This window comes from Marinobacter lutaoensis (assembly GCF_001981305.1).
Lineage (GTDB): Bacteria > Pseudomonadota > Gammaproteobacteria > Pseudomonadales > Oleiphilaceae > Marinobacter > Marinobacter lutaoensis.
Window position 1 is genome coordinate 1 of the sequence record NZ_MSCW01000011.1, and the last position, 23,752, is coordinate 23,752.

A 23,752-nucleotide genomic window follows, 5' to 3' on the forward strand; every position below is an offset into this window, starting at 1 on the left:
GACGACACGTTCTCGGCAATTTGCTGCCCCCAGCTATTGCTAAAACGCTCATCCGGCCCCAGGACGCCGTCCTTCTTCGAGTGCAGAACGACAATCTGACGGGCCGCTTTATAGGCCGCAGGAAACACCCCGAGTCCCAGGGGGTGAACATCCCGCTCCGGATCGTTGCTCAGGGCGTTGTCGGCCACGGCCGGTTGCCAGAGAAACAGGTGGTCAACCCAGTTGTAGCGGCCGGTGGTGCCGAGAATGTTCAGGGCGGTCAGCGCCACGCGGGCGCCCAGAGAGTGGGTGATCAGGTTGACGGCAACGCCCGCATCCTGCAGCTGTTGCAGCAAGGGCACCAGCCGCCGGCCGGCCGCCATGGCCTTGAGTTCCGCCTGGAGGAAATCCGTGGCACCGGTGTCCCCGGGCCAGGAGACGGTGATGATCCGGCTATAGGGCATCCAGTCGCGGCCATCGAAGCCGGCCGCTTTATTCAGTTGATATTCCATGTGCACCGCCCAGTTATGGGCGCCACTTCCGTTGACGTCGCCATCGTCTAAGGTAAACGGATAACCTTCGGCCAGCGCCTCCGGATCCTGTTTGATCGTGGCCTTGTAGGGATGCCACTTGGGGCCGCGGCTGAATGAGCGGGTATTGCCATGCCACTGCGGGCTGCGACGATCACCGTTCAGGAAACGTCCCCAGTCGCCGTGGGCCACGTTGTAGCCGTGCACAAAAATAAGGGCGTTGTTACCGTTGGCGCGAAAATACGCCAGTTGGTCCGGCGACAGTCTGTCGCCTTGCGGGCTGGCGTCCTCCCTCAGATTAAGGATCACGGGCGGCGGCAGATGAATGGCCGTGGCCTTGCGTTCACCCGGAATGACATCCAGGCGCACGCCCTCCGTCAGTATCTCGCCTGGGACGTAGCGTTGCTTCCGGCTGATCGTGTCAACGCCGATCAGGTGCTCGCCCATGGGGTTCTCCGGCCAGTGCCACCAGACGTGGCCGACCGTGACGTTATCGAAGCGGGCGAGGGCGTCGTCGTGGGCGTGTGGGTCCGGTCGAAGGTGACCGGCGTATGCCTGCCCTAGGACGTTGCGCAGTTTTCCGGGGTCGGTGAAGCGCCGGGGGCGGCCGAGGTTGTCGGTGCGGCGCAGTGACACGCGGGCGGTTTCCTGGCAGCAGGCCGGTGCGCCGTACCGGCCCAGTGGCGTGGTGTTGGGTTCGAAGGGCAGCGGGGTTGAACGGTCCATCAGCGGCCCTCCCGATGTGTCATGTGCGCCAATGTTTCAAGCCGTCCGGACCAAGCTCCAGAACTGTTTCGGACGATGCTTACCTCTTCGTCCGAAAGTAGCCGGCCTCGGCCGGATTGGTTCAGTACCTCCATACCTTCCAGCAGTCCCTGCTCGCTGGGCGCACCGAGTGTTTCCAGTTGCTGGCACCACCGCTGGACCAGGGCTTCCGGCACGCCATGCGTTTCGGCGAACGCGCGAATCAGACGCTCTTTCCGGAAGCGCTCCGTGGCGACGAGATTGTTTTGGGTCAGGGTCAGCGGTTCCGTCTCGACGGGCTGTGGGACATCACCGGCCGGGAGCCGATGTCGAAGCAGCCGGAACGGGTCGCCATAGTGTCCGTCAATGGCCGTCAGTGGCCCCAGTATCCGGTGGCGCTGGAGTGCGGTGAGCGACGGGCCGAGTGTGCCCAGCGAGGCGGGATCGCCATAACGAAACAGGCTGGGACCGAACGGGGTGTTGACCGTGTTCAGGGTAACCCAGTGCTGGCAGAGGGTCTTAAGCGTCAGCTTGTGGCCATACAACGCGAGGGCCTTGCCTGCCCGGTGGCTGGCCCACAGCCACTCCCTGCAGGCTTCCCGCTCCGGCAGAATGAGTACGGGGCCGGCGGAAGCCTCCTCCGGGCTCCGGGTGTACATCCAGGGCATGTCGTAAACCGGGGCCGGGTCGTTGGCAAACAGCAACCGCAGTGCATCCGGGTAGGCTGCGAGGTCGAGCAGGAACCCGCAGGGGGTGTCGGCAGGCCGTTCCGTGGTATAGCGAAATTCCGTCCCTTCCGCGGCAGCGTTGGCGCTGCGCTGGCTGACATCGGTCCTGATGTCCATGATGCGTCCTTACATGGGTCTTGCAGTCGGCACCTATGATAGAAAAGTCCGGCCGGACTGTCACCTGACGATGACCTGTCGGGGAGGGGCGCTCCCCGCGGCGGCCGTTTTCCTGCGAAGGGCAATGAAAAAAGGGGAGCCGACGGGCTCCCCTTTGTTGGTTTGAGTTCGAGGCAGTTTTACTGCTTGCCGCTGACGAACTCCGGATAGGCTTCCATACCGCATTCGGAGAGGTCGACACCTTCGTACTCGTCTTCCTCGGAAACCCGCAGGCCCATCACGACCTTGATGATGCCCCAGACAATCAGGCTGGTGACGAACACCCAGACAAAGATGGTGATGGCACCGATGATCTGGCCGCTGAAGCTGACGTCGCCGTTGGTGACCGGGACCAGCAGCAGGCCGAGCAGGCCGCAGACACCGTGGACGGAGATGGCGCCGACCGGGTCGTCGATGCGCAGCTTGTCCATGGTGACGATGCTCAGGACCACCAGGATACCGCCAAGGGCACCGAAGATGGTGGCGGTCAGGGCGCTGGGCGTGGACGGTTCGGCGGTGATCACCACCAAGCCGGCCAGGGCGCCGTTCAGCAGCATGGTCAGGTCGGCCTTGCCGAACATCAGCCGGGCGGTGATCAGGGCTGCGATTGCGCCGCCAGCGGCAGCGGTGTTGGTGTTCAGGAACACCATGGCCACCGAGTTGGCATTGGCGATGTCGCCCAGTTTCAGCACGGAGCCGCCGTTGAAGCCGAACCAGCCCATCCACAGGATGAAGGTACCCAGGGTGGCCAGCGGCAGGTTGGCGCCCGGGAAGGCCCGGATTTCGCCGTTCGGGCCATACTTGCCTTTACGGGCACCGAGCAGTAGGACACCCGCCAGGGCCGCGGCGGCACCCGCCATATGCACGATACCGGAACCGGCGAAGTCGCTGAAGCCTAGGTCGCCCAGAGTGTACATGCCGAACACGGAGGCCCCGCCCCAGGTCCAGGCGCCTTCCATCGGGTAGATGAAGCCGGTCATGACGACGGCGAACACCAGGAATGCCCAGAGTTTCATACGCTCGGCCACGGCACCGGAAACGATGGACATGGCGGTTGCGACGAAGACGACCTGGAAGAAGAAGTCGGAAGCGCCGGAGTAGATGGAGCCGCCCTCGAAGCCGTCCTCACGGCTGGCGAAGTCGCTCAGCACGCTGGCAACGTCGACGTCACCGATGCCGGCCAGGAAGATATTGCCGCCGTACATGATGGCATAACCGCACACCAGGTACATGATGCAGGCAATGGCGTACAGGGCCACGTTTTTGGTCAGGATTTCAGTGGTGTTCTTGGCGCGCACGAGACCGGATTCGAGCATGGCGAAACCGGCAGCCATCCACATGACTAATGCGCCCATGACAAGGAAATAAAACGTATCTATAGCATACTGCAGGTGAAAGAGATTGCTTTCCATTTGAAGCCCTCCGCACAAGGCTCTTGGTTATAAATTTTTTGCGTTGGCTGATTCGAGGGTCAGGTCGGAATCAGATCGCTTCTTCGCCGGTTTCGCCGGTCCGGATCCGGATTGCCTGCTCCAGCTCGGTCACGAAGATCTTGCCGTCACCGATCTTGCCGGTGTTGGCTGCCTTGGTGATGGCCTCGATGACCTGGTCCAGCAGGCTGTCGCCGATGGCAATCTCAACCTTGACCTTGGGCAGGAAATCCACCACGTACTCAGCGCCGCGGTAGAGCTCGGTGTGTCCCTTTTGCCGACCGAAGCCTTTGACTTCAGTGACGGTTACGCCTTGAACGCCAATCTCGGATAGTGCCTCACGGACATCATCCAATTTGAAAGGCTTGATGATCGCTGTCACAAGTTTCATTGCTTTCTCCTTGGTAAAGCCGCCCCAACAGTGAGGGCCCGTCGGCCAGTTGTTGAGTTCGGGATGCTGCCACCTCGCACCTCAAATGTGCGGATTGCGTACGAGAGCTTTAGCATCGGTTATGCCGACGCAAAAAAAACTTTCTAAAACAAAGTGATAACCTTTAAACGTTCCAGATTGGCGCAAAATGATGCACCACGATGGGGCGAAGAACCCTCCCGTGACCCAATATCGGGCCAGCGATCCGGAACGGCCGGCATTATAGCGCCGTCCTCCCACAGTATGGCAGGGCCGAGTCTGTGATACACTCACGAAACCGCGATTCGTTGGGCGCCGGGCGTTTTGCCGCCATACCCGGGCCCGCAACAGCAACCCCAACCGAAGGCAGACGAGGTACATCGTGAAAGGTCCCCAGGATATCCTTGCCCAGCTCCAGGGCCAGCTTGGCCAGTTCGTTCCCGACATGGCCCGCGCCGCCCGGGAGGATATCGAGACCCAGGCCCGGGCCACGGTCATGGCCATCCTGTCGCGTTTGGAGCTGGTGACCCGTGAAGAGTTTGATGCTCAACAGGCGGTCTTGCTGAAAACCCGCGAGAAAGTGGAGGCTCTGGAGGCGCGGGTAGCGGAACTGGAACGGCGTCTGCTCGACCAATAATGCCCTGAAGGCGGGCAGGAGGCTCGCCTGACAACCACCAAGGAAGGGATCATGCTCGCAATTGTTCACACCCGCGCCAGTCTTGGCGTGTCCGCCCCGGCGGTGACCGTGGAGGTCCACCTGTCCGGGGGGCTGCCCGCCCTGTCGATTGTCGGCCTGCCGGAAACCGGCGTGCGCGAGAGCCGGGAGCGGGTCCGCAGTGCTCTGCTCAATGCCGGTTTCGAGTTTCCTGCCCGGCGCATCACCATCAACTTGGCACCCGCCGACCTGCCCAAGGAGGGCGGGCGTTTCGATTTGCCCATAGCCCTGGGCATCCTGGCCGCGTCGGGCCAGATTCCACCGGACAGTCTGCGTGCCTACGAGTTTGTCGGTGAATTGTCGCTGGACGGTGCGCTGCGCCCTCTCAAAGGGGTTCTGCCGGCGGTACTGGCTGCGCGGGCGGAGGGTCGCGGGCTGCTGGTTCCTCAGGCCAATGCCGAGGAGGCGGCGCTGGCCAGCCGGGGCGATGTGTTGTCGGCGTCGCACCTGCTGGCGGTTACCGAGCACTTGTGTGGCCGGGCCACCCTGGTGCCGGTTGCGGCGGCATCGCCGGAATCGTTTTCCAAGGCCGTCGCGGAATTGCCGGACCTGGCCGACGTCCGGGGGCAGGCGGTTCCCCGGCGGGCGCTGGAGGTGGCCGCCGCCGGAGGCCATAACCTGTTGCTGTTCGGGCCTCCGGGAACCGGTAAGAGCATGTTGGCCAGCCGCCTGCCGGGGATACTGCCGCCTTTGTCGGACGAGGCTGCGCTGGAGGTGGCCAGCATCCACTCGGTGGCCGGACAGCCGGTGCGTGAGGGCCGCTGGCGGGAGCCACCGTTTCGGGCCCCGCACCACACCGCCTCGGCGGTAGCCCTGGTGGGCGGCGGCGGCAGCCCACGGCCTGGGGAAATCTCCCTGGCCCATCGTGGGGTTCTGTTTCTGGACGAGCTGCCGGAATTCGAGCGCCGGGTTCTGGAGGTGCTGCGCGAACCCATGGAATCGGGGGAAATCGTCATCAGCCGGGCCGCCCGGCAGGTCCGCTTTCCTGCCCGGTTCCAGGTAATTGGTGCGATGAACCCCTGCCCGTGCGGCTATCTGGGCCACCCCACCGTGCCATGTCAGTGCACGCCCGCCCAGGTGACCCGGTATCGTGCCAGGATTTCCGGCCCCCTGCTGGACCGTTTCGACCTGCACGTAGAGGTGCCAGTGCAGGCCGGTGATGTGTTGATGCACCCGGGGGCAGGGGACGAATGCAGCGCCGAGGTACGAGGCCGGGTCGAGCGGGCCCGAGCCCGTCAACAGGCTCGGGGCCGGCTCAATGCCGTGCTGTCGGGGCGGGCACTGACACAGGCGTGTGCCCTGGACCGTGCCGGCGAACGCCTGCTGACCGGCGCCATGGAACGTCTGGGGTTATCGGCCCGAGCGTTGCACCGGATCCTGCGGGTGGCCCGGACGCTGGCGGATCTGGAGGGCGCGTCCTCGGTGACCCAGGCGCATTTGGTGGAAGCCTTGGGCTATCGCCAGCTCGACCGGCAGACGGGGGCCGGCGTGCGGGTTTCCTCGTAACCGGGCCGACTCTGGTAAACTGTGCAGCTGTTTGCCCATGAGATCCCAAGCCTGGGAATAGGAAACCCGATGACTGAGCAGAACGAACCGAAACAGAATCCGAGCCAGGCCGGTGAGTCACCGGTGACTACCCGACGCGGTGTCCGCAGCTTCGTGCTACGCCAGGGGCGTATGACCGAGGGCCAGAAGAAAGCGTTTGATCGAGGCTGGGCCAAGTATGGGCTGAGCCGGGAAGACGGCATGATCGACCCGCGCGAGGTCTTTGGCCGGGACGCCATGCTCAACCTGGAGATCGGCTTCGGCATGGGCCAGTCGCTGGCGGAGATGGCCGAGGCGGCCCCGGAGCAGGATTTCATCGGCGTGGAGGTGCACCTGCCAGGCGTCGGTGCCTTGCTCAAAGAAATCGAGCACCGGGGGCTGGAGAATATCCGCATTTACAACATCGATGCCAATGACGTCATCGATCTGTGCCTGCCGGACGCCTGTTTGGACCGGGTGATGGTGTTCTTCCCGGACCCCTGGCCCAAGAAGAAACACCACAAACGCCGTCTGATCCAACCCGGATTCGTGCAACGCCTCCGCCACAAGCTGCGGGTGGGTGGCCTGCTGCACTTGGCCACCGATTGGGAAAACTACGCCGAGCACATGATGGAGGTGATGAGCGAGGCGGAGGGGTTCGCCAATACCCAGGGGCCGGGCCAGTTTTCACCCCGTCCGGAGGATCGTCCGGTCACCAAGTTCGAGCAGCGTGGTGAACGCCTGGGCCACGGGGTGTGGGACCTGCTGTTCCGTCGGACCAACTGATCCTTCGTCTTCAGCCCAAGGGCAGCGGGTGGCGTCGTGCCGCCCGGATCACCACCAGCCCGGCCAAGCCGAGCGTCAGGCCGGTGAACTTGATCAGGGCGCAGACGGTGGCGGCCAGGCTGACCAGATCGGTGGGTGGGTTGAAATTGTTCAGCAGCAGGATGTTCTCCGCCACGTCGCCCAGGCCGGCGGTGATGAACAGGCTGCGCACCCAGCGGGCCACCTTGCGTTCGCGGATGCCGGGTCGGTCACGCATCAGGAAGCGGGTCAGGTGGAGCAGCGCCATCAGGTAGGTGGTGATGAACACGAAGTCCAACCACAGAGAGGTCTGTGCCCACAGGTGCCCGGCGCTGTGCCAGCTGTTGAGAATATCGTGGGCTTGGTCGGCGGTTACCGCCAGCTGGAAACTGACGATGCCCTGGGGCGCCGAATCGGTCTGCAGCGGCAGATTGATCAGCACCAGCGCGGCCAGCATGACCGCCGCCGACAGCAGGCTTGTCTTCAGTGCCTTGGGCAGGCTCGCCCATCCATGTTGTTCCGGCTCCATCACAGAAAACGCTCCAGCAGGCTGTTGAGGTAGCGCTGTCCCAGGTCCGTTGCCTGCAGCCGCCCGTCCACCAGCAGATCTTCATTTCGCAGTTGCTCAAGTTGTACCGCAACTGACGAAAGGGGTAAACCCGTACGCTCCGTGAACAGATCCTCGTCCACCCCGTTTTTCAGCCTCAGCGCGTTCATCATGAACTCCAGGGCCCGCTCTTCCGGCTGGATTGGCTCGGAACCGGCGGTGCGGCTGCCGATCCGTTTCAGGTAGGCCTCGGGCTGACGGGTTTTCCAGTATCTCAGTATGCGCCCGTCCGCCAGACTCACCTTGCCGTGGGCCCCTGCGCCGAGGGCGAGGTAGTCGCCGAAAGTCCAGTAGTTGAGGTTGTGGCGGGAGGCTCGGCCGGGCTGGCTCCAGGCGGAAACCTCATAGTCGGAGAAGCCATGGTCCCGGAGCAGCGCCGAGCCGGCCTGGTAGATCTGCCAGAGCCGATCATCGTCCGGTAACGGCGGGGGGCGGCTGTAGAACTCGGTGTTGGGCTCCAGGGTCAGCTGGTACCAGGACAGGTGGGGTGGCTGGTGGGCCAGGGCTTCGCGGAGGTCGGCCCGTGCCTGATCCGGAGTCTGTTGGGGCAGGCCGTGCATCAGGTCGAGGTTGAAGTTGTCGAAACCGGCCAGGCGGGCGGCCTCGGCGGCCCGGTGAGCGGCGGCGCGGTCGTGGATTCGGCCCAGCACGCGCAGCTGCTCCGGGTCGAAGCTCTGAATGCCGATGGACAGCCGGTTGATGCCCGCCTGTCGGAAGTCGCGGAAGCGTCCCTGGTCGACCGTGCCGGGGTTGGCCTCCAGGGTGATTTCGGCCTCCTCGGCAAAGGTCAGGGTCTGTCGAAGCCGTTCGAACAGCCGGAAGTAGAAGTCGCCGCTCATCAGGGACGGCGTGCCGCCCCCAATGAATACGGTGCGGATCGGGCGGCCGCCAACGAATCCCAGATCCGGCTCCAGGTCTTCCAGCAGCGCTGTCAGGTAGGCCGCTTCCGGGACGCCCGGGTCACGCAGGGCGTGGGAGTTGAAGTCACAGTATGGGCACTTGCGCACGCACCAGGGGATGTGGATGTACAGACTGAGGGGCGGGTGCACCGCCACCGGTGCCGCAGTGGCCATTGGCTCAGAGCTCATCGCCCAGGTGATCGAGCAGTTGTCGCAGGGCGCGGCCCCGGTGACTGATGCGCCCCTTCTGCTCGCGACTGAGTTCGGCGGCACTGCAGCCCTGTTCCGGCACCCAGAACACGGGGTCGTAGCCGAAGCCGCCGTGCCCCCGGGGCTCGGTCAGGATCCGGCCGGGCCAGCGACCGTGACAGATGATGGGGGTCGGGTCGTCGGCATGCCGGAGGTAGACCAGCACACAGTGAAACTGCGCGCTACGCCGGGGTTCCGGCACATCGGCCAGGGCGGTCAGCAGGGCCTGGATGTTGTCGGCGTCGGAGGCACCGTCCCCGGCAAACCGGGCTGAACGCACGCCGGGGCGTCCGTCCAGGGCGTCCACCGCCAAGCCACTGTCGTCCGCCAGGGCGGGCAATCCGGTGGCGCGGGCGGCGTGGCGGGCTTTGATGAGGGCATTCTCCACGAAGGTGATCGCGGGCTCCTCGGCCTCAGTCACGCCCAACTCACCCTGGGCCACGGGGCTCAGCCCCAGGGGGGCGAGCAGGTCGGTCAGTTCGGCGATCTTGCCGCGGTTGTTGCTGGCGATGACGAGCTTGCGGGTCATGGGTTACTCGCTGAACAGTGTATGAGCGAAGCGGATCGGCAGGTCCTGGCCGTGTCCGCTGGGCCGCGAGGTGATGTTGAAGGTCATCAGCTCGCCGGGGCGGTACTGGTATTCGGCGATGAAGTAAACGGCGTCCCCCTCCTGAATGCGACGGAACGCCAGGAAGTTGACCTGCTGGATGTCGTTGGTGACCTTGCCCTCGACCTGGCCGGTGACCGGCTTCAGGGTGCCGTCCGCCTGCTCCCGCATGATCGCGATGTTGATGATACCAATGCCATTGCTGCGCCGGAGACCGTTGGCCTCGGCCACTTCGGGGGCGAGGAAGGTGCTGGGCAGCACACTCCAGTGAACCTGGTAGTCACCGAAGTCCTCGGCCCCGGCGGCGTGGGCGGCCAGGCTGGCCAGTAACAGCAGGGGGGCGGCGAAGGCGGCCACCCGAGGGTAGAGAGATCGGCGGATCATTTCGTGTTCTCCCGAGTGATGCGGTAAATGGCGATTTCGCCCAACAGGTTGGGCCACAGCCGGGCGGTCCAGCGGTTCTGGTGCTGACCGTCCACCACCCGGCGACTCTTGATCCGGATGCCCTTCTGTCGGCACAGGGCCTCGAAGTCCTTGAAGGTGCAGAGGCGGATGTTGGGGGTGTTGTACCACTTGTAGGGCAGGGCCTCGGATTCCGGCATGCGGCCGCTCAGGGCCAGCCCCCAACGCAGTCGCCAGTAGGCGAAGTTGGGGAAGGTGACGATGCCTTCGCGGCCGACCCGGAGCATCTCGTCCAGGACCCGGTCCGGGCGGCGGACCGCCTGCAGGGCCTGGGTCATCAGTACGATGTCGAACATACCGTCGTCGAAGTTGTCCAGCCCCTGGGTGTCGAGGTTCTGTTCGATCACCGCAACCCCCTTGCTCATGCAAGTGGTGATGTGATCGGGGTTGATCTCCAGACCGAAACCGGTGGCCTGGCGCTCCCGTTGCAGGAAGTCGAGCAGGGTGCCGTCGCCGCAGCCCAGGTCGAGAACGTGGTCGCCGGGCTTGACCCACTGCTGGATGATGTCCAAATCGGGTCTCATACGCCCACCTCCCGGGCCACCCGGTCCATGTAGGCCGTGAAAATGTCGGTATATCTGGGCGTGGGGATCAGGAAGGCGTCGTGCCCCCACGGGGCATCAATTTCGGCGTAGCTGACCTTCTTGCGGGCCGAGATCATGGCGTTGACCATCTCCTCCGAACGTTCCGGCGCGAAGCGCCAGTCGGTGCTGAACGACAGTACCAGAAACTCGCACTGGGCCGGTGCCAGCGCTTTGGCCAGATCGCCGCCGTATTCGTAGGCGGGATCGAAATAGTCCAGTGCCCGGGTCATGAGTAGGTAGGTGTTGGCGTCGAAGGACTCGGAGAAGCGTTCGCCCTGGTAGCGCAGGTAGCTTTCCACCTGGAATTCGGCATCGTAGCCGAACTTGTAGGCTTCCTCTCGCAGCTCCCGTCCGAACTTCTCGCCCATGGAGGCATCGGACAGATAGGTGATGTGGCCGACCATTCGCGCCAGCATCAGGCCGCGGCGGGGCAGGGTGCCGTGTTCGTAATAGCGGCCGCCGTGGAATTCACGGTCGGAGGTGATCGCCTGCCGGGCCACTTCGTTGAAGGCGATGTTCTGGGCGGTCAGGCGGGGGGTCGAGGCGATGATCACCGAGTGACGCAGTCGCTCCGGGTAGTCCAGGCTCCACTGCAGAGCCTGCATGCCGCCAAGGGACCCCCCGACCACCGCGGCCCAGCGCTGGATGCCCAGACGGTCGGCCAGCAGGGCCTGGCTTTTGACCCAGTCCCGCACCGTGACCACCGGGAAATCGGGGCCATAGGGTTTGCCGGTGGCGGGGTTGAGACTGTTCGGGCCGGTGCTGCCGTGACAGCCGCCCAGATTGTTCAGGCACACCACGAAAAAACGGTTGGTGTCGATCGGCTTGCCCGGGCCAATGCAACTGTCCCACCAACCGGGCTTGCGGTCGTCCAGGCTGTGGTAACCGGCGGCGTGATGGTGGCCGCTCAGGGCATGACAGATCAGCACGGCGTTGCTGGCATCGGCGTTCAGCTCGCCGTAGGTTTCCACCATCAGGTCGTAGCTGTCGAGGGTCCGGCCGCTGGCCAGCTCGATGGGGGTGTCGAAGTGATAGGTCTGCGGGGAGACTATCCCGACAGAATCCGCGGGAAGGGAATCGGGCATCGGCGCGACAGGTTCCTGTTTCGGTCCGTAACTCAGCTGGGGCTGGGACGACAAAAGCCGTCGCCAGCCCAGCAGTTTAAAGCCGGGCCGGGATGGCTGCAACCGCGGTCAGGGCACGGATGGCAAGGGCTAGACCGCGCCTGAGATGTTGACGACCTTCTGCTGGATCAGAGTGGGCGCGGGTTTGCGGATCTGGCGCTGCATGGCGTCGGCCAGCTCCAGCTGACGCCGCAGGTCGGCGATGGCGTGCTGCAGGCGCTGGCGTTCGGCGCGGCTGTCGCGGTCGTTGCGCACCATGTCCCGGAGGCGGCGGATCTGGTGCTCCAGCAGCTGTTTCTGCTCCATGGAGTACTGCAGGATCGGCAGCAGTGCCTCCTGCGGCCAGCGTTCGACGTCCTTGCGGACACGGTTGTGCAGGGTGCGCGCCTCGCTGACCATGACGTTGAAGAAGCGCCGGACCAGCAGGGACTGCTCCGTTAGCAGGTTTTTCGGGCTGACCCGAAAACGTCTTGCCTTCTTGCGCAGCTCGCGGATGGCGATGACGTGGCGGCCCGCTCGCAGCGGGATGGGCTCGAGGTGGCGGGCGCGGGTGTCCTCGTTGTAACGACGGTAGATTGCGGCCACCATTTTTTCCGCCAGGTGTCCCTCGCTCATCAGGTTGGTCAGGTCGGCTTCCAGTAGCTCGAAGAAGTGGTCCATGGCCCGGTTCATGCCGGCGGTGGTCCAGCTCCGGGACATCAGGGCGCGGACTTTCCCGGCATGGGACTCGAAACGCTGCTCGCTGACCAGGGCCTTGAGCGTTTCCCCCTGGGAATCCATCAGGCGGCGGCTCGAACGCAGGGTGATGAGCTTCTTGTAGTAGAAGTCGTAATCCTTCTGCACCCGTTCTGCCAAGCGTCCGAGTGCTGCCTTGTCGATGGTGGCGCCAGCGCAAGCCTGCAGTTCCTCTTCCAGGGATTCGAGCCGGGACTGCATGGCGGCTTGGCTGTTCTGCAGCATCCCCAGCAGGTCGTTGATCAGGCTCTGGGTGATCAGCTGCTCCTTGTGCATCAGGATACGCCGGATGATCAGCTGCTCCAGCTGGTCAAGGTTGGAACGCTGGAACAGCGCCTCATCCTGGCGTACGCGCGCCAGCAGCCCCTGCTTGGCGGACAGCGGGATGACATCCTGGTGGCGCATGCCCAGATGGTCGGCGGTGTAGTCGCGGACCCGTTCGATGGCTTCCTGAGTGTACTGTTCGCCCTGCAGGTCGTCCCAGAGCACGTCGATCTTGTTCAGCACCGCAAAACGACCGGCACGGTGGTCGGCGTGGGCGGTGTCGATGTGTTCCTTCCAGATGGTCATGTCGCTGGCGGTGACGCCGGTGTCGGCGCTGAGCACGAAAATCACCGCGTGTGCCCTCGGCAGCATGCTGATGGTCAGCTCCGGCTCCGACCCCAGGGCATTCAGGCCCGGCGTGTCGAGGATGCGCAGACCCTGTTCGAACAGCGGATGACGGATGCTGATTTGGGCGTTGCGCCAAGCCGGAATCAGTACGTTGCCGGGGGTGTCACGATCTTGTTCCAGCATGGCCTCGTCGAAGCCGAGTTGCCGCGCCTGCTCCGGCGACACGCTCTTGACCCGGGCCACCTCCGCCAAGACTTGGCGCATCACCTCCGGGTCGCGGGCGTCCAGTTCATGGCGGGTCCAGTGTTCGGGCTGCTTGCGCAGTTGCTGCAGGGAAAGGTCGCCGGTCCGGGTCTCAATCGGCAGCAGCATCAGGTAGTTCTGGTTGGTGCTCCGGTCGAAGAACAGCTCGGTGGGGCACATGGTGGTGCGCCCGGCCTGCGACGGCAGCATGCGCTGGCCGTAGTCGGAGAAGAACAGGGCGTTGATCAGTTCGGTCTTGCCCCGGGAATACTCACCCACGAACGCGATGGTCAGCTCGTCCTCGATCAGCAGTTCCAGGCCATGGCGGATCCGGGTACTGATGTCATCGGAAAACAGGTTGTTGTCCTGGAGCCAGAGGCGATAGCGGCCGATCTGCCGGATCAGCTCCTTTTTCCAGTTATGGTAAGCCTCTACCTGCTGCGACAGGGTTCCCTGTGGGTTCATTGGAATTTCCTTTTGCGCGACGTCCCGGTATGTCTGCACCCATAGCCTGGCGGCCCTGGCAAGCGTGGGCCTGGGTGACGGCCGTTGTTCATGAACTAGCGGTAATCTTATCCCGTCTTTTTCGGGATTGCGTGCCGTCAAGTCACAGTTTGACGGCATGTTTCCGGGGTGGGGATAAAAAAGTCCGTCAGATCAATGGGTTGATCTGACGGACCTGCGATGAGGATTTTGGTGTCGTCGTGTAACGATATGTATTTTTGAGACGCAGGTTACATGCCGAGCCCGATGGCGCCGAGGCCGGCCGCCAGTTTCATGTGGTCGATAACCACGGAAATCACGTTCAGGATCAGGAAAACCACGATCGGAGACAGGTCCAGTCCCCCCATGGCGGGCATGACATTGCGGACCGGGCGCATCACCGGTTCGGTGATCTGGGCCACCAGCTGGATGGCCGGGTGGCCGCTGTGGGGCGCGATCCAGCTGACCACGACCACCGCGATGACCGACCAGAAGTAGATTTTGACGATCAGATCCAGCACGTTGAGAACCGCCCAAACCAGCAGAGTGACCGGATTGAACATCGGTATGCCGCCGTTCAGCAGTACCAGGATGAGGAAGAAGGTGATGGCCTGGATGATGATCGCCAGCACCAGTGAGGCGCCATCGACACCGCCCCAGCCCGGAATGATCCTGCGCAGGGGGCGCAGCAGCGGATTGGTGGCCTTGACCACGAACTGGGATATGGGGTTGTAAAAATCCGCACGGGCCAGCTGCAACAGGAAGCGCAGCAGCACGATGGTCATATAGAACGTCGAGGCGATCAGCAGGATGGTGATCAGGATGTCTGCCAGCATGGCGCGGTCTCTCCGTCTCCGGTTACTGTGGGCTGGCCAGTTCGGTGGCCATCTCTTCCGAGCGCTGGTAGGCCGCGTCGTAGGCTTGCTTGACCAGGTCCCTCAATCCCCCCGTCTCGAAGGCCTGTATGGCTCGCTCGGTGGTGCCTCCGGGAGACATGACGTTGCGCTTGAGCTGCGCCGGGTCGTGTTCGCTGCGAGCTGCCATCTCCGCGGCACCGGCCATGGTCTGGATGGCCAGGGCCCGGGCCGTGGCCGAGTCGATGCCCGCCTCGGTCGCCGCCGCCTCCAGCGCTTCCAGGAACAGGAAGAAGTAGGCCGGGCCGCTGCCGGACAGCGCGGTGACGCCGTGCAGCCGGTGCTCATCCTGCACCCAGAGCGCGGAGCCGATGCTTTCGAACACCGCCTGCACGCTGCGTTTCTGTTCCTCGGTCACCGCGTCATTGGCGTACAGGCCCGCTGCGCCCTTGCCCACCAGGGACGGGGTGTTGGGCATGACCCGCACCAGCGGCAGGCCGCCGCCGAGCCAGGCATCAAGGGTGTCGGCGGTCAGCCCCGCCGCGATGGAAACCACCAGGGGGCGGGTGTTCTGGACCACTGGCGCGATATCCTGGCACACCTGCGCCATGACCTGGGGCTTCACCGCCAGGATCAGCATGTCCGCCTGTTGCGCGCAGTAGCGGTTGTCGGTGGTCACGCTGACGCCAAAGCGCTTGCGGATGGCCTGGAGGTGGCTGTCGTCCGGCGCGCTGACCCAGATGTCACTGGCCTGGTAGCCGTTGTCCAGCATGCCGCCAATGATGGCGCTGGCCATATTGCCGGCTCCGATGAAGGATATGGTCGGTGATGTGCTCAAGGTTCACTCCAGCGTCTGATCGGTTGAACGTGTGCCCCGGATGATAGCAGGAACCTGGGCGTTCGGCTCATGGCGCCTTGGCAGACCGCTCGCCAAACACCGCGGTGCCGACCCGGACCCAGGTGGCACCCTCGGCGATGGCCAGTTCCAGGTCGTCGGACATGCCCATGGACAGGGTATCCAGGGGGGCGCCGCCGGCGAGCTGGAGCCGCAGCTGCTCCAGGGCCTGTGCCAGTTGCCGGAAGCTGGTCCGCCGGCCGGAGTCCGCTTGGTTGGGATCGGGAATGGCCATCAGACCCCGCAGCCGCAGGTTGGGCAGGCGGGCGATGGCGCCGGCCAGTTCCGGCAGCTCCGCGAGTCGACAACCCGACTTGGTGGCTTCGTCGTCGATGTTGACCTGTAGGCAAATGTTCAGTGGCGGCTGAGTGTCGTCACGCTGCTCGCTCAGCCGACGGGCTACCTTGAGCCGATCGACACTGTGCACCCAGTGAAAATGGGCGGCGATCTGCCGGGTCTTGTTCGACTGGATCGGGCCGATGAAGTGCCATTCCAGATCGGGAAGATCGCGCAGGGCCTCGATCTTTTCCAGAGCTTCCTGGAGGTAGTTCTCACCGAACGCCCGCTGGCCCACCGCGTGGGCCTGGCGCAGATCCGCCGGCGGCCGGGTCTTGCTGACGGCCAGCAGCCGCACGCTGCCCGGCGCCCGCCCCGCCGCCAATGTTGCTTTTTGTATGCGTCGGGTTACGCTCCCGAGGTTGTCTGCTATGCTGCTCATAGTGTGAGTTTGCCGCTTCTGGAATAAAAGAAAAAGCCCTCCGAGGAACCTATGGATATTACTGAACTGCTTGCCTTTTCGGCGAAACAGGGTGCCTCCGATTTGCACCTTTCCGCCGGCTTGCCGCCGATGATTCGCGTGGATGGCGATGTGCGCCGGATCAACCTGCCGCCCCTGGAGCACAAGGAGGTCCACGGGCTCATCTACGACATCATGAACGACAAGCAGCGCAAGGATTTCGAAGAGTTCCTGGAAACCGATTTTTCATTCGAAGTGCCCGGTGTGGCCCGGTTCCGGGTCAACGCCTTCAACCAGAACCGTGGCGCCGGTGCGGTGTTCCGGACCACCCCCTCGAAGGTGCTCACCATGGAAGATCTGGGCATGGGCCAGGTTTTCAAGGACATCGCCTCGGTGCCCCGGGGCCTGGTGCTGGTGACCGGGCCGACCGGTTCCGGTAAGTCCACCACCCTGGCGGCGATGATGGACTATATCAACGACACTCGCTATGAGCACATCCTCACCATCGAGGACCCGATCGAATTTGTGCACGAGTCCAAGAAGTGCCTGGTCAACCAGCGGGAAGTGCACCGGGACACCCTCGGCTTCAACGAGGCCCTGCGGTCGGCCTTGCGGGAGGACCCGGATATTATCCTGGTGGGTGAGATGCGGGACCTGGAAACCATCCGCTTGGCCCTGACCGCCGCGGAAACCGGCCACTTGGTGTTCGGCACCCTGCACACCACCTCTGCGGCCAAGACCATCGACCGGGTGGTCGACGTGTTCCCGGCGGAGGAAAAATCCATGGTCCGCTCGATGTTGTCCGAATCGTTGCAGGCCGTTATTTCCCAGACACTGATGAAGAAGGTGGGCGGCGGCCGGATCGCCGCCCATGAGATCATGATCGGCACACCGGCTATCCGTAACCTGATCCGGGAAGACAAGATTGCGCAGATGTACTCGTCCATCCAGACCCGGGGGGCGGTCGGCATGCAGACGCTGGACCAGTGTCTGGAGCGGCTGTTGCAGAAGGGCCTGATCACCCGGGAGGCGGCCCGCGCCAAGGCCAAGATGCCGGACAACTTCTGAGGAAGGTAAACAGTCATGGAATTCGAGAAACTGCTGCGCTTGATGGTGGAAAAGGGCGGCTCGGACTTGTTCATCACCGCCGGGGTTCCCCCCAGCATGAAAATCAACGGCAAGGTGGTGCCGGTTACCAAGAACGCGCTGACGCCCGAGCAGACCCGGGAGCTGGTGTACGGCGCCATGAACGACAAACAGCGGGCGGAGTTCGACGAGACCCACGAATGCAACTTCGCCATCAGTGCCCGGGGCATCGGTCGCTTCCGGGTCAGCGCCTTTTTCCAGCGCAACCTGTGCGGTATGGTCCTGCGGCGGATCGAGGTCAAGATCCCGCAGATCGATGACCTGGGATTGCCGGAGATCGTCAAGGACTTGGCCATGACCAAGCGCGGCCTGATCATTTTCGTGGGCGCCACCGGGACGGGTAAGTCCACGTCGCTGGCGGCCATGCTGGGGTACCGCAACCGCAACAGCCGGGGGCACATCATTTCAATTGAGGACCCGATCGAATTTGTGCACCAGCACCAGGGCTGCATTGTCACCCAGAGGGAGGTGGGAATCGACACCGAGAGTTTCGAGGTGGCCCTGAAAAACACCCTGCGTCAGGCTCCGGACGTGATCCTGATCGGCGAGGTCCGGACCCGTCAGACCATGGAGTACGCGGTCCAGTTCGCCGAAACCGGGCACCTGTGTCTGGCGACCCTGCACGCCAACAACGCCAACCAGGCGCTGGACCGGATCATCCAGTTCTTCCCGCCTGAACAGCACAACCAGATCTGGATGGACCTGTCGCTCAACCTCAAGGCCATCGTCGCCCAGCAGCTGGTGCCCACCCCCGATGGCAAGGGCCGCAAAGCGGTCATCGAGGTTCTGATCAACACCCCGCTGGCGGCGGATATTATCCGCAAGGGTGAGGTGCACAAGCTCAAGGAACTGATGGCCAAGTCGACCGAGGCGGGCATGCAGACCTTCGACCAAGCGCTCTACCGCCTGTATTCCGAGGGGGCAATCACCTATGAGGATGCGCTGGCGCACGCCGACTCGGCCAACGACCTGCGCCTGATGATCAAACTGGGCGCGGATGCCCAGGGCGCGGACAAACTGTCGTCGACGGTGGACAAGCTGTCGATCCAGGACGACTGAGCCCGCGCCGCTGCCGGCATTCGACTAAAGTCGCAAATGATTAGGGCCTCAAACCAGTAGTTTTGGCATTTGAGGCCATTCCCTTGTGCTGCGTATACTCCGCGCGGATTCAAACAAGGAGATACCATGCACAAGAAGATCCCTGCACTTGCAACAGCGGTGCGCGTGGCGACCCTCGCCGCCGTAGCCGCGCCATCGCTGGCCCTGGCGGGCGGCTTTTCCCTGAACGAGCAGTGTGCCTGCGCCATGGGCGTCGCCAATGCCGGCATGGCGGCCAACGCCGAGAACGCCACCACGGTACTGTTCAATCCGGCTGGCATGAGTCAGCTGTCCGGTACCAATGTTTCCTTTGGTGCGGCCTATCTGGATATTGATGCCGAAGCCAAGTCCGGCACCTACTCGGCGACGGATTCCCTGGGGCAGCCATACTATGGCAGTGGCGGCGGTGATATTGCCGACCCGGCCCTGCTGCCCAATATCTACATTACCCACGAAGTCAGCGATTCCATTGATGTGGGCTTCGGCATCCACGCTCCCTACGGTCTGGCTGCGGATTATGACAATGACTTCACCGGCCGCTACTTTGCCGACAAGACCGAGCTGACGGTGATCTCTTTCACCCCGGCGCTGGCGGTAAACAACGGCAAGGGGCTGTCCATGGGCGTGGCCCTGAACATCATGTACGCGGAAGGGCGGCTGTCCCGTTATCAGGATGTGCGGGCTCTGGCCGTCGGTAGAATGGGAGCTGACCCGGCGACAGCGAACTACCTGGCCGATACATACGATACCTATGCGGACGTAGAGGGGGACGATATAGGTGTCACCATGCGGGTAGGCTTTCAGTATGACCTGTCCTCGGCCACCCGTATCGGGCTGACTGCCCAGACCGGAACCGAGCTTGAGCTTGACGGAGATATGGAGCTCAGCCAGCTTCCGGTAGCCACGGGCAACCCGGCGGCACCATTCACAAGCACTACCCTGAAGGAAGACGTGACAGTGCCTCTGGCCATTCCTGAAAGCATTACGGTCGGCATCCGGCATCAGCTGAACGACTCGGTGACCCTGTTGGCCGGTGCCACCTATGCCCTCTGGAGCAATTTCGAGGAACTGGATATTTTCAGCCGCGAGGGAGATTCCGGTGCTATTTCCGCACTCAAGGGGCGCACGGGGGATGAAAACCCCATTACGCACATCACCGAAGAGTGGAAGAACACCTGGCAGTTTAATGTGGGCGCAGTCTGGCAGCTGAATCCGGTCTGGGCCCTGAAAGCCGGCTATGCCTTTGACGAATCACCTGTGGATCAGTATGTCACCGCCCGGATCCCGTCCGAGGACCGGCACTGGCTGACCCTGGGAGCCCAGTGGAAGGATATGGCCAGCGGCTGGACCGTGGATGCCGCCGTAGGTACCCTGATCTTCAATGACGACGCCGAGGTCTATGACCGTGAATATGCGCACACGGATCCGACCGGTGCCCCGGTTTCCCTGTCCAGCTATGAAGGGGAATATGATCTGAGTGCCTGGAGTGCGTCTGTCCAGATCAGCAAGGCTTTCTGATTCCTTTCGGGCCGGGCCGCAGGCTGCGGCTCAGCCCACTTCATGGCCGCGGTAGATCATTTTCTTTTTCCGCCGCGGCGCTTCTTCTTCAGGTCCCGTATCCTTCCTGGCTTCGGCCTCTTCTACTACCTGCCCCCGGTACACGCGCTTGGGAATTTCCGCCTCGTCCGTTTCCACATCCAGTTCCGGAACCCGGCTCTTGAGCGCCTCCCAGGTGCGAAGCAGATGGCTTGACCGGCTCTTGCTGGCATAGTCCGCCAGGCGCTGTTCCAGGTGATCCTCTGTCAGGTGCAGCTTGACGCCGAACTCCGAGTGGATCAGGCGTCGGCACTGGTGCACCAGTTTCAACAGGTCAGGATCCAGGAGCCAGCTTCGTTGGGGTGCCAGGGTGTTCATGGTTACAGCCTCGCATTGGTGTGTCACAACCTGGTGCGCCTTGGCGGTGTTCGGTGAAGGCGCCACCGACCCCATCGGACATGCGAATTTTATGCCGCTTGTCTGGGCAGGCTTTCGGGGGCCGGTTTACGCGCGTTCCGGGGTGACAGTGGCAAGGCCGGGAGTGGGGCCGCGCCCGCAACTGGTGCAGGACGCGGCTTGTTGCACTGTTGTGGGTGTCCGGCGGCGGCCGGAGGGGGGACTGGGGTCAGTGGGCCTGGTCCCAGTTGTCGCCGATACCGGCTTCCACCAGCAGCGGCACGTCCAGGCTGGCGGCTCGGGACATGCGCTTGACCAGCCCTTCGCGGACTTCGTCCGCCACCGTGTCACGTACTTCGATGATCAGCTCATCGTGCACCTGCATGGTCATGCGGGCGTCGTCCGGGTACCGCTCGCGCAGCCACTGGTCCACCTCGATCATCGCCCGTTTGATGATGTCCGCCGCGGTGCCCTGCATCGGCGCATTGATGGCGGTCCGTTCGGCGGCCTGCTGCAACTGTTTGTTGCGGGCGTTGATGTCGGGCAGGTACAGCCGGCGCCCGAACAGGGTTTCCACGAACCCGTCGTCATGCGCTTGGCGGCGGATGTTGTCCATGTAGCTGAGCACCCTGGGGTAGCGCTCGAAGTAGCGGTCAATGTACTGCTGGGCCAGTTTCCGCTCGATGCCCAGCTGGCGCGACAGGCCGAAGGCGGACATGCCGTAGATCAGGCCGAAGTTGATCGCCTTGGCGCTGCGTCGCTGCTCGCCGGTGACTTCGTCCAGGGGAACGCCGAACACCTCGGCGGCGGTGGCCCGGTGGATGTCCTCGCCTCGCTCAAAGGCCTGCAGCAACCCGCGGTCGCCGGACAGGTGGGCCATGATGCGCAGCTCGATCTGGGAGTAGTCGGCAGCCAGCAGTTTGAAGCCCTCGGGGGCGATAAAAGCCTGGCGGATGCGCCGGCCTTCTTCGGTACGGATCGGGATATTCTGCAGGTTCGGGTCCGAGGACGACAGCCGCCCGGTGGCGGTGACGGCCTGGTGGTAAGACGTGTGGACCCGGCCGGTCCGGGGATGGATCAGCTCCGGCAGGGTGTCGGTGTAGGTGGATTTCAGCTTGCTCAGGCTTCGGTGTTCGACAATCAGCCGGGGCAGTTCGTGTTCATGGGCCAGTTCCTGAAGCACGGGTTCGGCGGTGGAGGGGGCCCCTTTGGGGGTCTTCTTGATCACCGGCAGCGCGAACTTGTCATACAGGATGGCCTGCAGCTGTTTGGTGGAGCCCAGATTGAACGTTTCTCCGGCCACCTCGTGGGCCTGTGCCTCCAGCTCGGCCATGCGTTCCGCCAGTTCCTGGCTGTGGCGGCGCAGGGTGCCGGCGCTGATCAACGTGCCCCGCTGCTCCATGCGCGAGAGCACCGGCACCAGGGGCAGATCGATCTCCCGGTAGACCGCATCGAGGCGCCCGGTTTCCTTCAGTCTTGGCCGCAGGGTCTGATGTAGGCGCAGGGTGATGTCGGCATCCTCGGCGGCGTAGGGGCCGGCCTTCTCCAGTTCGATCTGGTTGAAGCTGAGTTGCTTGGCGCCCTTGCCGGCAATGGATTCGTAGGTGATGGTCTGTTCACCCAGGTACTCCCGCGCCAGGCTGTCCATGTCGTGGCGGGTGGCCACGGAGTTGTAGACGTAGGACTCCAGCATGGTGTCTTCGGCGATGCCCCGCAGCTCGATGCCGTGATTCGCCAGGACGTTCATGTCGTACTTGAGGTTCTGGCCCACTTTCTTTTGTTCCGGGTCCTCCAGCAGCGGCTTGAGCTGGGCCAGTACGGCCTCCCGGTCGAGCTGGTCCGGGGCGCCCATGTAGTCGTGGGCGAGGGGAACGTAAGCCGCTTCGCCCGGTTCCACGGCGAAGGAGACGCCAACGATTTCGGCGTCCATGTAGCGCAGGCTGGTGGTTTCGGTATCGAAGGCGAACAGCTCCGCCGCCTGCAGTCGTTCGAGCCAGGCGTCCAGCGCCGGTTGCTCGGTGATCACGCTGTAGCGTTTCTCAGGGGGGGCGGCGGTTTCCCGGTCGCGGGCCTGGGGCGTCGGGTCCTGGCCCTGTTCCAGCTCGTCGATCCAGCTGCGGAATTCGTATTCCCTGAACAGCTCCAGTAACCGGGCGTTGTCCTGCTGGCGCAGCGACAGGTCTTCCAGGCTGAAGGGTAGGTCGACGTCGGTCTTGATCGTGGCCAGTTCCCGGCTCAGGGGCAGGGTCTCGATCGCCTCGCGCAGGTAGTCACCGATTTTGCCCTTGATCTCGTCGGCGTGGGCGATCAGGGTGTCCAGATCGCCATAGGTCTGCAGCCACTTGACGGCGGTCTTGGGACCGCACTTGTGGACGCCGGGAATGTTGTCCACCTTGTCGCCCACCAGGGCGAGGTAGTCGATGATCTGCTCCGGCGTTACGCCGAATTTCTCGATGACGCCCTCCCGGTCCATCCGGGTTTCAGTCATGGTGTTGATCAGGGTGACGTGGTTGCTGACCAGCTGCGCCATGTCCTTGTCGCCAGTGGACACCACGACATCGATGCCTTTGTCGGTGGCTTCCCGGGCCAGCGTGCCGATCACGTCGTCGGCTTCCACCTGGGGCACGATCAACAGTGGCAGCCCCATGGCCCGGATGATGTCGTGGATCGGCTCGATCTGGACCGCCAGGTCCTCCGGCATCGGCGGCCGGGTGGCCTTGTACTCTTCGTACAGCTCGTGCCGGAAGGTCTTGCCCTTGGCGTCGAACACCACCACCATCTTTGAGCCCGGAAAATCCTGTTCCAGGCGTCGGATCATGCTGATCACGCCTTTGATGGCACCGGTGGGGTGGTTTTTGCTGTTGGTCAGGGGGGGCAGCGCATGATAAGCGCGGAACAGGTAAGAGGAACCGTCGACAAGGACAACGGGTGGGATCTTCTGTTCGGTCATAGGGGTACGGATCCGAATTCTGATTGAAGCGCGGGTTGGCTTGTGCAACTCTACAGGGAATTCAATGAACGAAAGGGTATCACGAAAATGAAACGCATCGCTTGTCCGGTTCTGTCACTGGTGCCGGCCGTGGTATTGGCGATGGCGCCGACCTGTCTCCAGGCCCAGGGCAGCGAACATGCCGCGTCGGATCCGGTGCCGGTGGAGACGCCCAGGGAGCCGGTGGTGATCTCGGACTATCAGCCCAGTTCGGACGGGCCACAAATTGTCATTCGCCCCGGTGATCATGAGGTGTTCTACGAATACCGGGTCAATGGCCAGCTGATGGAAATCAAGGTGGTGCCGGAAGTCGGTGTGCCTTACTACCTGGTGCCGGCCGATACCGGCGGCTGGATCCGTGAAACGGAGTCCGACCTGCTGGTGCCCAGTTGGGTGCTGTTCCGGTGGTGAGTTTTAGTATGAACATTCTAATTTTTCTCCGTAACGTGATTCCTGAGCTTTGAGAGCGGCGGGGCCC

Annotated in this window: 23 protein-coding genes; 7 read left to right on the forward strand and 16 right to left on the reverse strand. The window is 63.4% G+C overall.

Features of this window, described 5'->3' with window-relative positions; all coding sequences use genetic code 11:
* From BTO32_RS16010 to glnK, 4 genes are all read right to left on the reverse strand, one after another.
* A partial coding sequence (locus tag BTO32_RS16010; RefSeq protein WP_139339126.1) for an alpha/beta hydrolase occupies positions 1-1,235 on the reverse strand: 1,235 nt, incomplete at its 3' end.
* Complete coding sequence (locus BTO32_RS16015; protein WP_076725670.1) at positions 1,235-2,098, reverse strand: DUF4123 domain-containing protein; 864 nt, start codon at positions 2,096-2,098, stop codon at positions 1,235-1,237. The genes BTO32_RS16010 and BTO32_RS16015, both read right to left, overlap by 1 nt.
* A 179-nt stretch (positions 2,099-2,277) precedes the next feature.
* On the reverse strand, positions 2,278-3,549 hold the full coding sequence (locus tag BTO32_RS16020) for an ammonium transporter (protein ID WP_076725671.1): 1,272 nt from the start codon (positions 3,547-3,549) through the stop codon (positions 2,278-2,280).
* A 70-nt stretch (positions 3,550-3,619) separates the two neighbouring features.
* Entirely contained in the window at positions 3,620-3,958 is a 339-nt protein-coding gene (gene glnK / locus BTO32_RS16025) for a P-II family nitrogen regulator (RefSeq protein WP_076725672.1), read from the reverse strand.
* Between the two features lie 400 nt (positions 3,959-4,358).
* On the opposite strand from glnK, the gene BTO32_RS16030 reads away from it, so the two are divergent.
* From BTO32_RS16030 to trmB, 3 genes are all read left to right on the forward strand, one after another.
* Positions 4,359-4,613: an accessory factor UbiK family protein gene (locus BTO32_RS16030; protein ID WP_076725673.1), complete on the forward strand. Its 255-nt coding sequence runs from the start codon at positions 4,359-4,361 to the stop codon at positions 4,611-4,613.
* 51 nt (positions 4,614-4,664) lie between these two features.
* Positions 4,665-6,197 carry a YifB family Mg chelatase-like AAA ATPase gene (locus BTO32_RS16035; protein ID WP_076725674.1) on the forward strand — a complete coding sequence of 511 codons (1,533 nt, stop codon included), beginning with the start codon at positions 4,665-4,667 and terminating at the stop codon, positions 6,195-6,197.
* A gap of 69 nt (positions 6,198-6,266) precedes the next feature.
* Positions 6,267-7,001 (forward strand): tRNA (guanosine(46)-N7)-methyltransferase TrmB, encoded by a 735-nt coding sequence (trmB, locus tag BTO32_RS16040; RefSeq protein WP_076725675.1) that lies wholly within the window; start codon positions 6,267-6,269, stop codon positions 6,999-7,001.
* 10 nt (positions 7,002-7,011) lie between these two features.
* On the opposite strand, the gene BTO32_RS16045 is transcribed toward trmB, so the two are convergent.
* The 10 genes from BTO32_RS16045 to BTO32_RS16090 all read right to left on the reverse strand — a co-directional run bounded on the left by BTO32_RS16045 (position 7,012) and on the right by BTO32_RS16090 (position 16,091).
* Positions 7,012-7,548 carry a hypothetical protein gene (locus BTO32_RS16045; RefSeq protein WP_076725676.1) on the reverse strand — a complete coding sequence of 179 codons (537 nt, stop codon included), beginning with the start codon at positions 7,546-7,548 and terminating at the stop codon, positions 7,012-7,014.
* Entirely contained in the window at positions 7,548-8,699 is a 1,152-nt protein-coding gene (gene hemW, locus BTO32_RS16050; protein ID WP_348701571.1) for a radical SAM family heme chaperone HemW, read from the reverse strand. Before hemW ends, BTO32_RS16045 begins: the two co-directional genes overlap by 1 nt.
* A gap of 4 nt (positions 8,700-8,703) precedes the next feature.
* Positions 8,704-9,303, reverse strand: a complete 600-nt coding sequence (gene rdgB / locus BTO32_RS16055; protein ID WP_076725678.1) for an RdgB/HAM1 family non-canonical purine NTP pyrophosphatase — start codon at positions 9,301-9,303, stop codon at positions 8,704-8,706.
* Positions 9,304-9,306: 3 nt separating this feature from the next.
* Complete coding sequence (locus BTO32_RS16060; protein WP_076725679.1) at positions 9,307-9,765, reverse strand: DUF4426 domain-containing protein; 459 nt, start codon at positions 9,763-9,765, stop codon at positions 9,307-9,309.
* Complete coding sequence (gene metW, locus BTO32_RS16065) at positions 9,762-10,367, reverse strand: methionine biosynthesis protein MetW (protein ID WP_076725680.1); 606 nt, start codon at positions 10,365-10,367, stop codon at positions 9,762-9,764. Before metW ends, BTO32_RS16060 begins: the two co-directional genes overlap by 4 nt.
* Positions 10,364-11,512, reverse strand: coding sequence for a homoserine O-succinyltransferase MetX (gene metX / locus BTO32_RS16070; RefSeq protein ID WP_076725681.1), 1,149 nt, complete (start codon positions 11,510-11,512; stop codon positions 10,364-10,366). Before metX ends, metW begins: the two co-directional genes overlap by 4 nt.
* Before the next feature lie 129 nt (positions 11,513-11,641).
* Positions 11,642-13,606 (reverse strand): dynamin family protein, encoded by a 1,965-nt coding sequence (locus tag BTO32_RS16075; protein WP_076725682.1) that lies wholly within the window; start codon positions 13,604-13,606, stop codon positions 11,642-11,644.
* Between the two features lie 269 nt (positions 13,607-13,875).
* Positions 13,876-14,460 carry a YggT family protein gene (locus BTO32_RS16080; protein WP_076725683.1) on the reverse strand — a complete coding sequence of 195 codons (585 nt, stop codon included), beginning with the start codon at positions 14,458-14,460 and terminating at the stop codon, positions 13,876-13,878.
* 22 nt (positions 14,461-14,482) lie between these two features.
* The gene (proC, locus tag BTO32_RS16085; protein WP_076725684.1) at positions 14,483-15,316 is read right to left on the reverse strand and encodes a pyrroline-5-carboxylate reductase; all 834 of its coding nucleotides are present in this window, start codon (positions 15,314-15,316) and stop codon (positions 14,483-14,485) included.
* 67 nt (positions 15,317-15,383) lie between these two features.
* Positions 15,384-16,091 (reverse strand): YggS family pyridoxal phosphate-dependent enzyme, encoded by a 708-nt coding sequence (locus tag BTO32_RS16090; RefSeq protein WP_076725685.1) that lies wholly within the window; start codon positions 16,089-16,091, stop codon positions 15,384-15,386.
* A gap of 51 nt (positions 16,092-16,142) precedes the next feature.
* Here BTO32_RS16090 and BTO32_RS16095 point away from each other — a divergent pair, with 51 nt between their 5' ends.
* The 3 genes from BTO32_RS16095 (at position 16,143) to BTO32_RS16105 (ending at position 19,871) form a co-directional block, all read left to right on the forward strand.
* Positions 16,143-17,177: a type IV pilus twitching motility protein PilT gene (locus BTO32_RS16095; RefSeq protein ID WP_076725686.1), complete on the forward strand. Its 1,035-nt coding sequence runs from the start codon at positions 16,143-16,145 to the stop codon at positions 17,175-17,177.
* A gap of 15 nt (positions 17,178-17,192) precedes the next feature.
* Positions 17,193-18,314: a PilT/PilU family type 4a pilus ATPase gene (locus tag BTO32_RS16100; RefSeq protein ID WP_076725687.1), complete on the forward strand. Its 1,122-nt coding sequence runs from the start codon at positions 17,193-17,195 to the stop codon at positions 18,312-18,314.
* Positions 18,315-18,440: 126 nt separating this feature from the next.
* Positions 18,441-19,871, forward strand: coding sequence for an OmpP1/FadL family transporter (locus BTO32_RS16105; protein ID WP_084206885.1), 1,431 nt, complete (start codon positions 18,441-18,443; stop codon positions 19,869-19,871).
* A gap of 30 nt (positions 19,872-19,901) precedes the next feature.
* Here BTO32_RS16105 and BTO32_RS16110 read toward each other — a convergent pair whose 3' ends face one another.
* Both BTO32_RS16110 and polA read right to left on the reverse strand, forming a co-directional pair.
* Positions 19,902-20,267, reverse strand: a complete 366-nt coding sequence (locus tag BTO32_RS16110; protein ID WP_076725688.1) for a hypothetical protein — start codon at positions 20,265-20,267, stop codon at positions 19,902-19,904.
* A 247-nt stretch (positions 20,268-20,514) separates the two neighbouring features.
* Entirely contained in the window at positions 20,515-23,235 is a 2,721-nt protein-coding gene (gene polA / locus BTO32_RS16115) for a DNA polymerase I (RefSeq protein ID WP_076725689.1), read from the reverse strand.
* An 87-nt stretch (positions 23,236-23,322) separates the two neighbouring features.
* On the opposite strand from polA, the gene BTO32_RS16120 reads away from it, so the two are divergent.
* Positions 23,323-23,685, forward strand: coding sequence for a DUF2782 domain-containing protein (locus BTO32_RS16120; protein ID WP_076725690.1), 363 nt, complete (start codon positions 23,323-23,325; stop codon positions 23,683-23,685).
* The last annotated feature ends 67 nt before the right edge of the window (positions 23,686-23,752 follow it).

Coding starts and splice junctions, on each gene's coding strand:
- BTO32_RS16015 (WP_076725670.1), bottom strand. CDS start 2,098: ATGGACATCAGGACCGATGTCAGCCAGCGCAGCGCCAACGCTGCCGCG.
- BTO32_RS16020 (WP_076725671.1), bottom strand. CDS start 3,549: ATGGAAAGCAATCTCTTTCACCTGCAGTATGCTATAGATACGTTTTAT.
- glnK (WP_076725672.1), bottom strand. CDS start 3,958: ATGAAACTTGTGACAGCGATCATCAAGCCTTTCAAATTGGATGATGTC.
- BTO32_RS16035 (WP_076725674.1), top strand. CDS start 4,665: ATGCTCGCAATTGTTCACACCCGCGCCAGTCTTGGCGTGTCCGCCCCG.
- trmB (WP_076725675.1), top strand. CDS start 6,267: ATGACTGAGCAGAACGAACCGAAACAGAATCCGAGCCAGGCCGGTGAG.
- BTO32_RS16045 (WP_076725676.1), bottom strand. CDS start 7,548: ATGGAGCCGGAACAACATGGATGGGCGAGCCTGCCCAAGGCACTGAAG.
- hemW (WP_348701571.1), bottom strand. CDS start 8,699: ATGGCCACTGCGGCACCGGTGGCGGTGCACCCGCCCCTCAGTCTGTAC.
- rdgB (WP_076725678.1), bottom strand. CDS start 9,303: ATGACCCGCAAGCTCGTCATCGCCAGCAACAACCGCGGCAAGATCGCC.
- BTO32_RS16060 (WP_076725679.1), bottom strand. CDS start 9,765: ATGATCCGCCGATCTCTCTACCCTCGGGTGGCCGCCTTCGCCGCCCCC.
- metW (WP_076725680.1), bottom strand. CDS start 10,367: ATGAGACCCGATTTGGACATCATCCAGCAGTGGGTCAAGCCCGGCGAC.
- metX (WP_076725681.1), bottom strand. CDS start 11,512: ATGCCCGATTCCCTTCCCGCGGATTCTGTCGGGATAGTCTCCCCGCAG.
- BTO32_RS16075 (WP_076725682.1), bottom strand. CDS start 13,606: ATGAACCCACAGGGAACCCTGTCGCAGCAGGTAGAGGCTTACCATAAC.
- BTO32_RS16080 (WP_076725683.1), bottom strand. CDS start 14,460: ATGCTGGCAGACATCCTGATCACCATCCTGCTGATCGCCTCGACGTTC.
- BTO32_RS16090 (WP_076725685.1), bottom strand. CDS start 16,091: ATGAGCAGCATAGCAGACAACCTCGGGAGCGTAACCCGACGCATACAA.
- BTO32_RS16095 (WP_076725686.1), top strand. CDS start 16,143: ATGGATATTACTGAACTGCTTGCCTTTTCGGCGAAACAGGGTGCCTCC.
- BTO32_RS16100 (WP_076725687.1), top strand. CDS start 17,193: ATGGAATTCGAGAAACTGCTGCGCTTGATGGTGGAAAAGGGCGGCTCG.
- BTO32_RS16105 (WP_084206885.1), top strand. CDS start 18,441: ATGCACAAGAAGATCCCTGCACTTGCAACAGCGGTGCGCGTGGCGACC.
- BTO32_RS16110 (WP_076725688.1), bottom strand. CDS start 20,267: ATGAACACCCTGGCACCCCAACGAAGCTGGCTCCTGGATCCTGACCTG.
- polA (WP_076725689.1), bottom strand. CDS start 23,235: ATGACCGAACAGAAGATCCCACCCGTTGTCCTTGTCGACGGTTCCTCT.
- BTO32_RS16120 (WP_076725690.1), top strand. CDS start 23,323: ATGAAACGCATCGCTTGTCCGGTTCTGTCACTGGTGCCGGCCGTGGTA.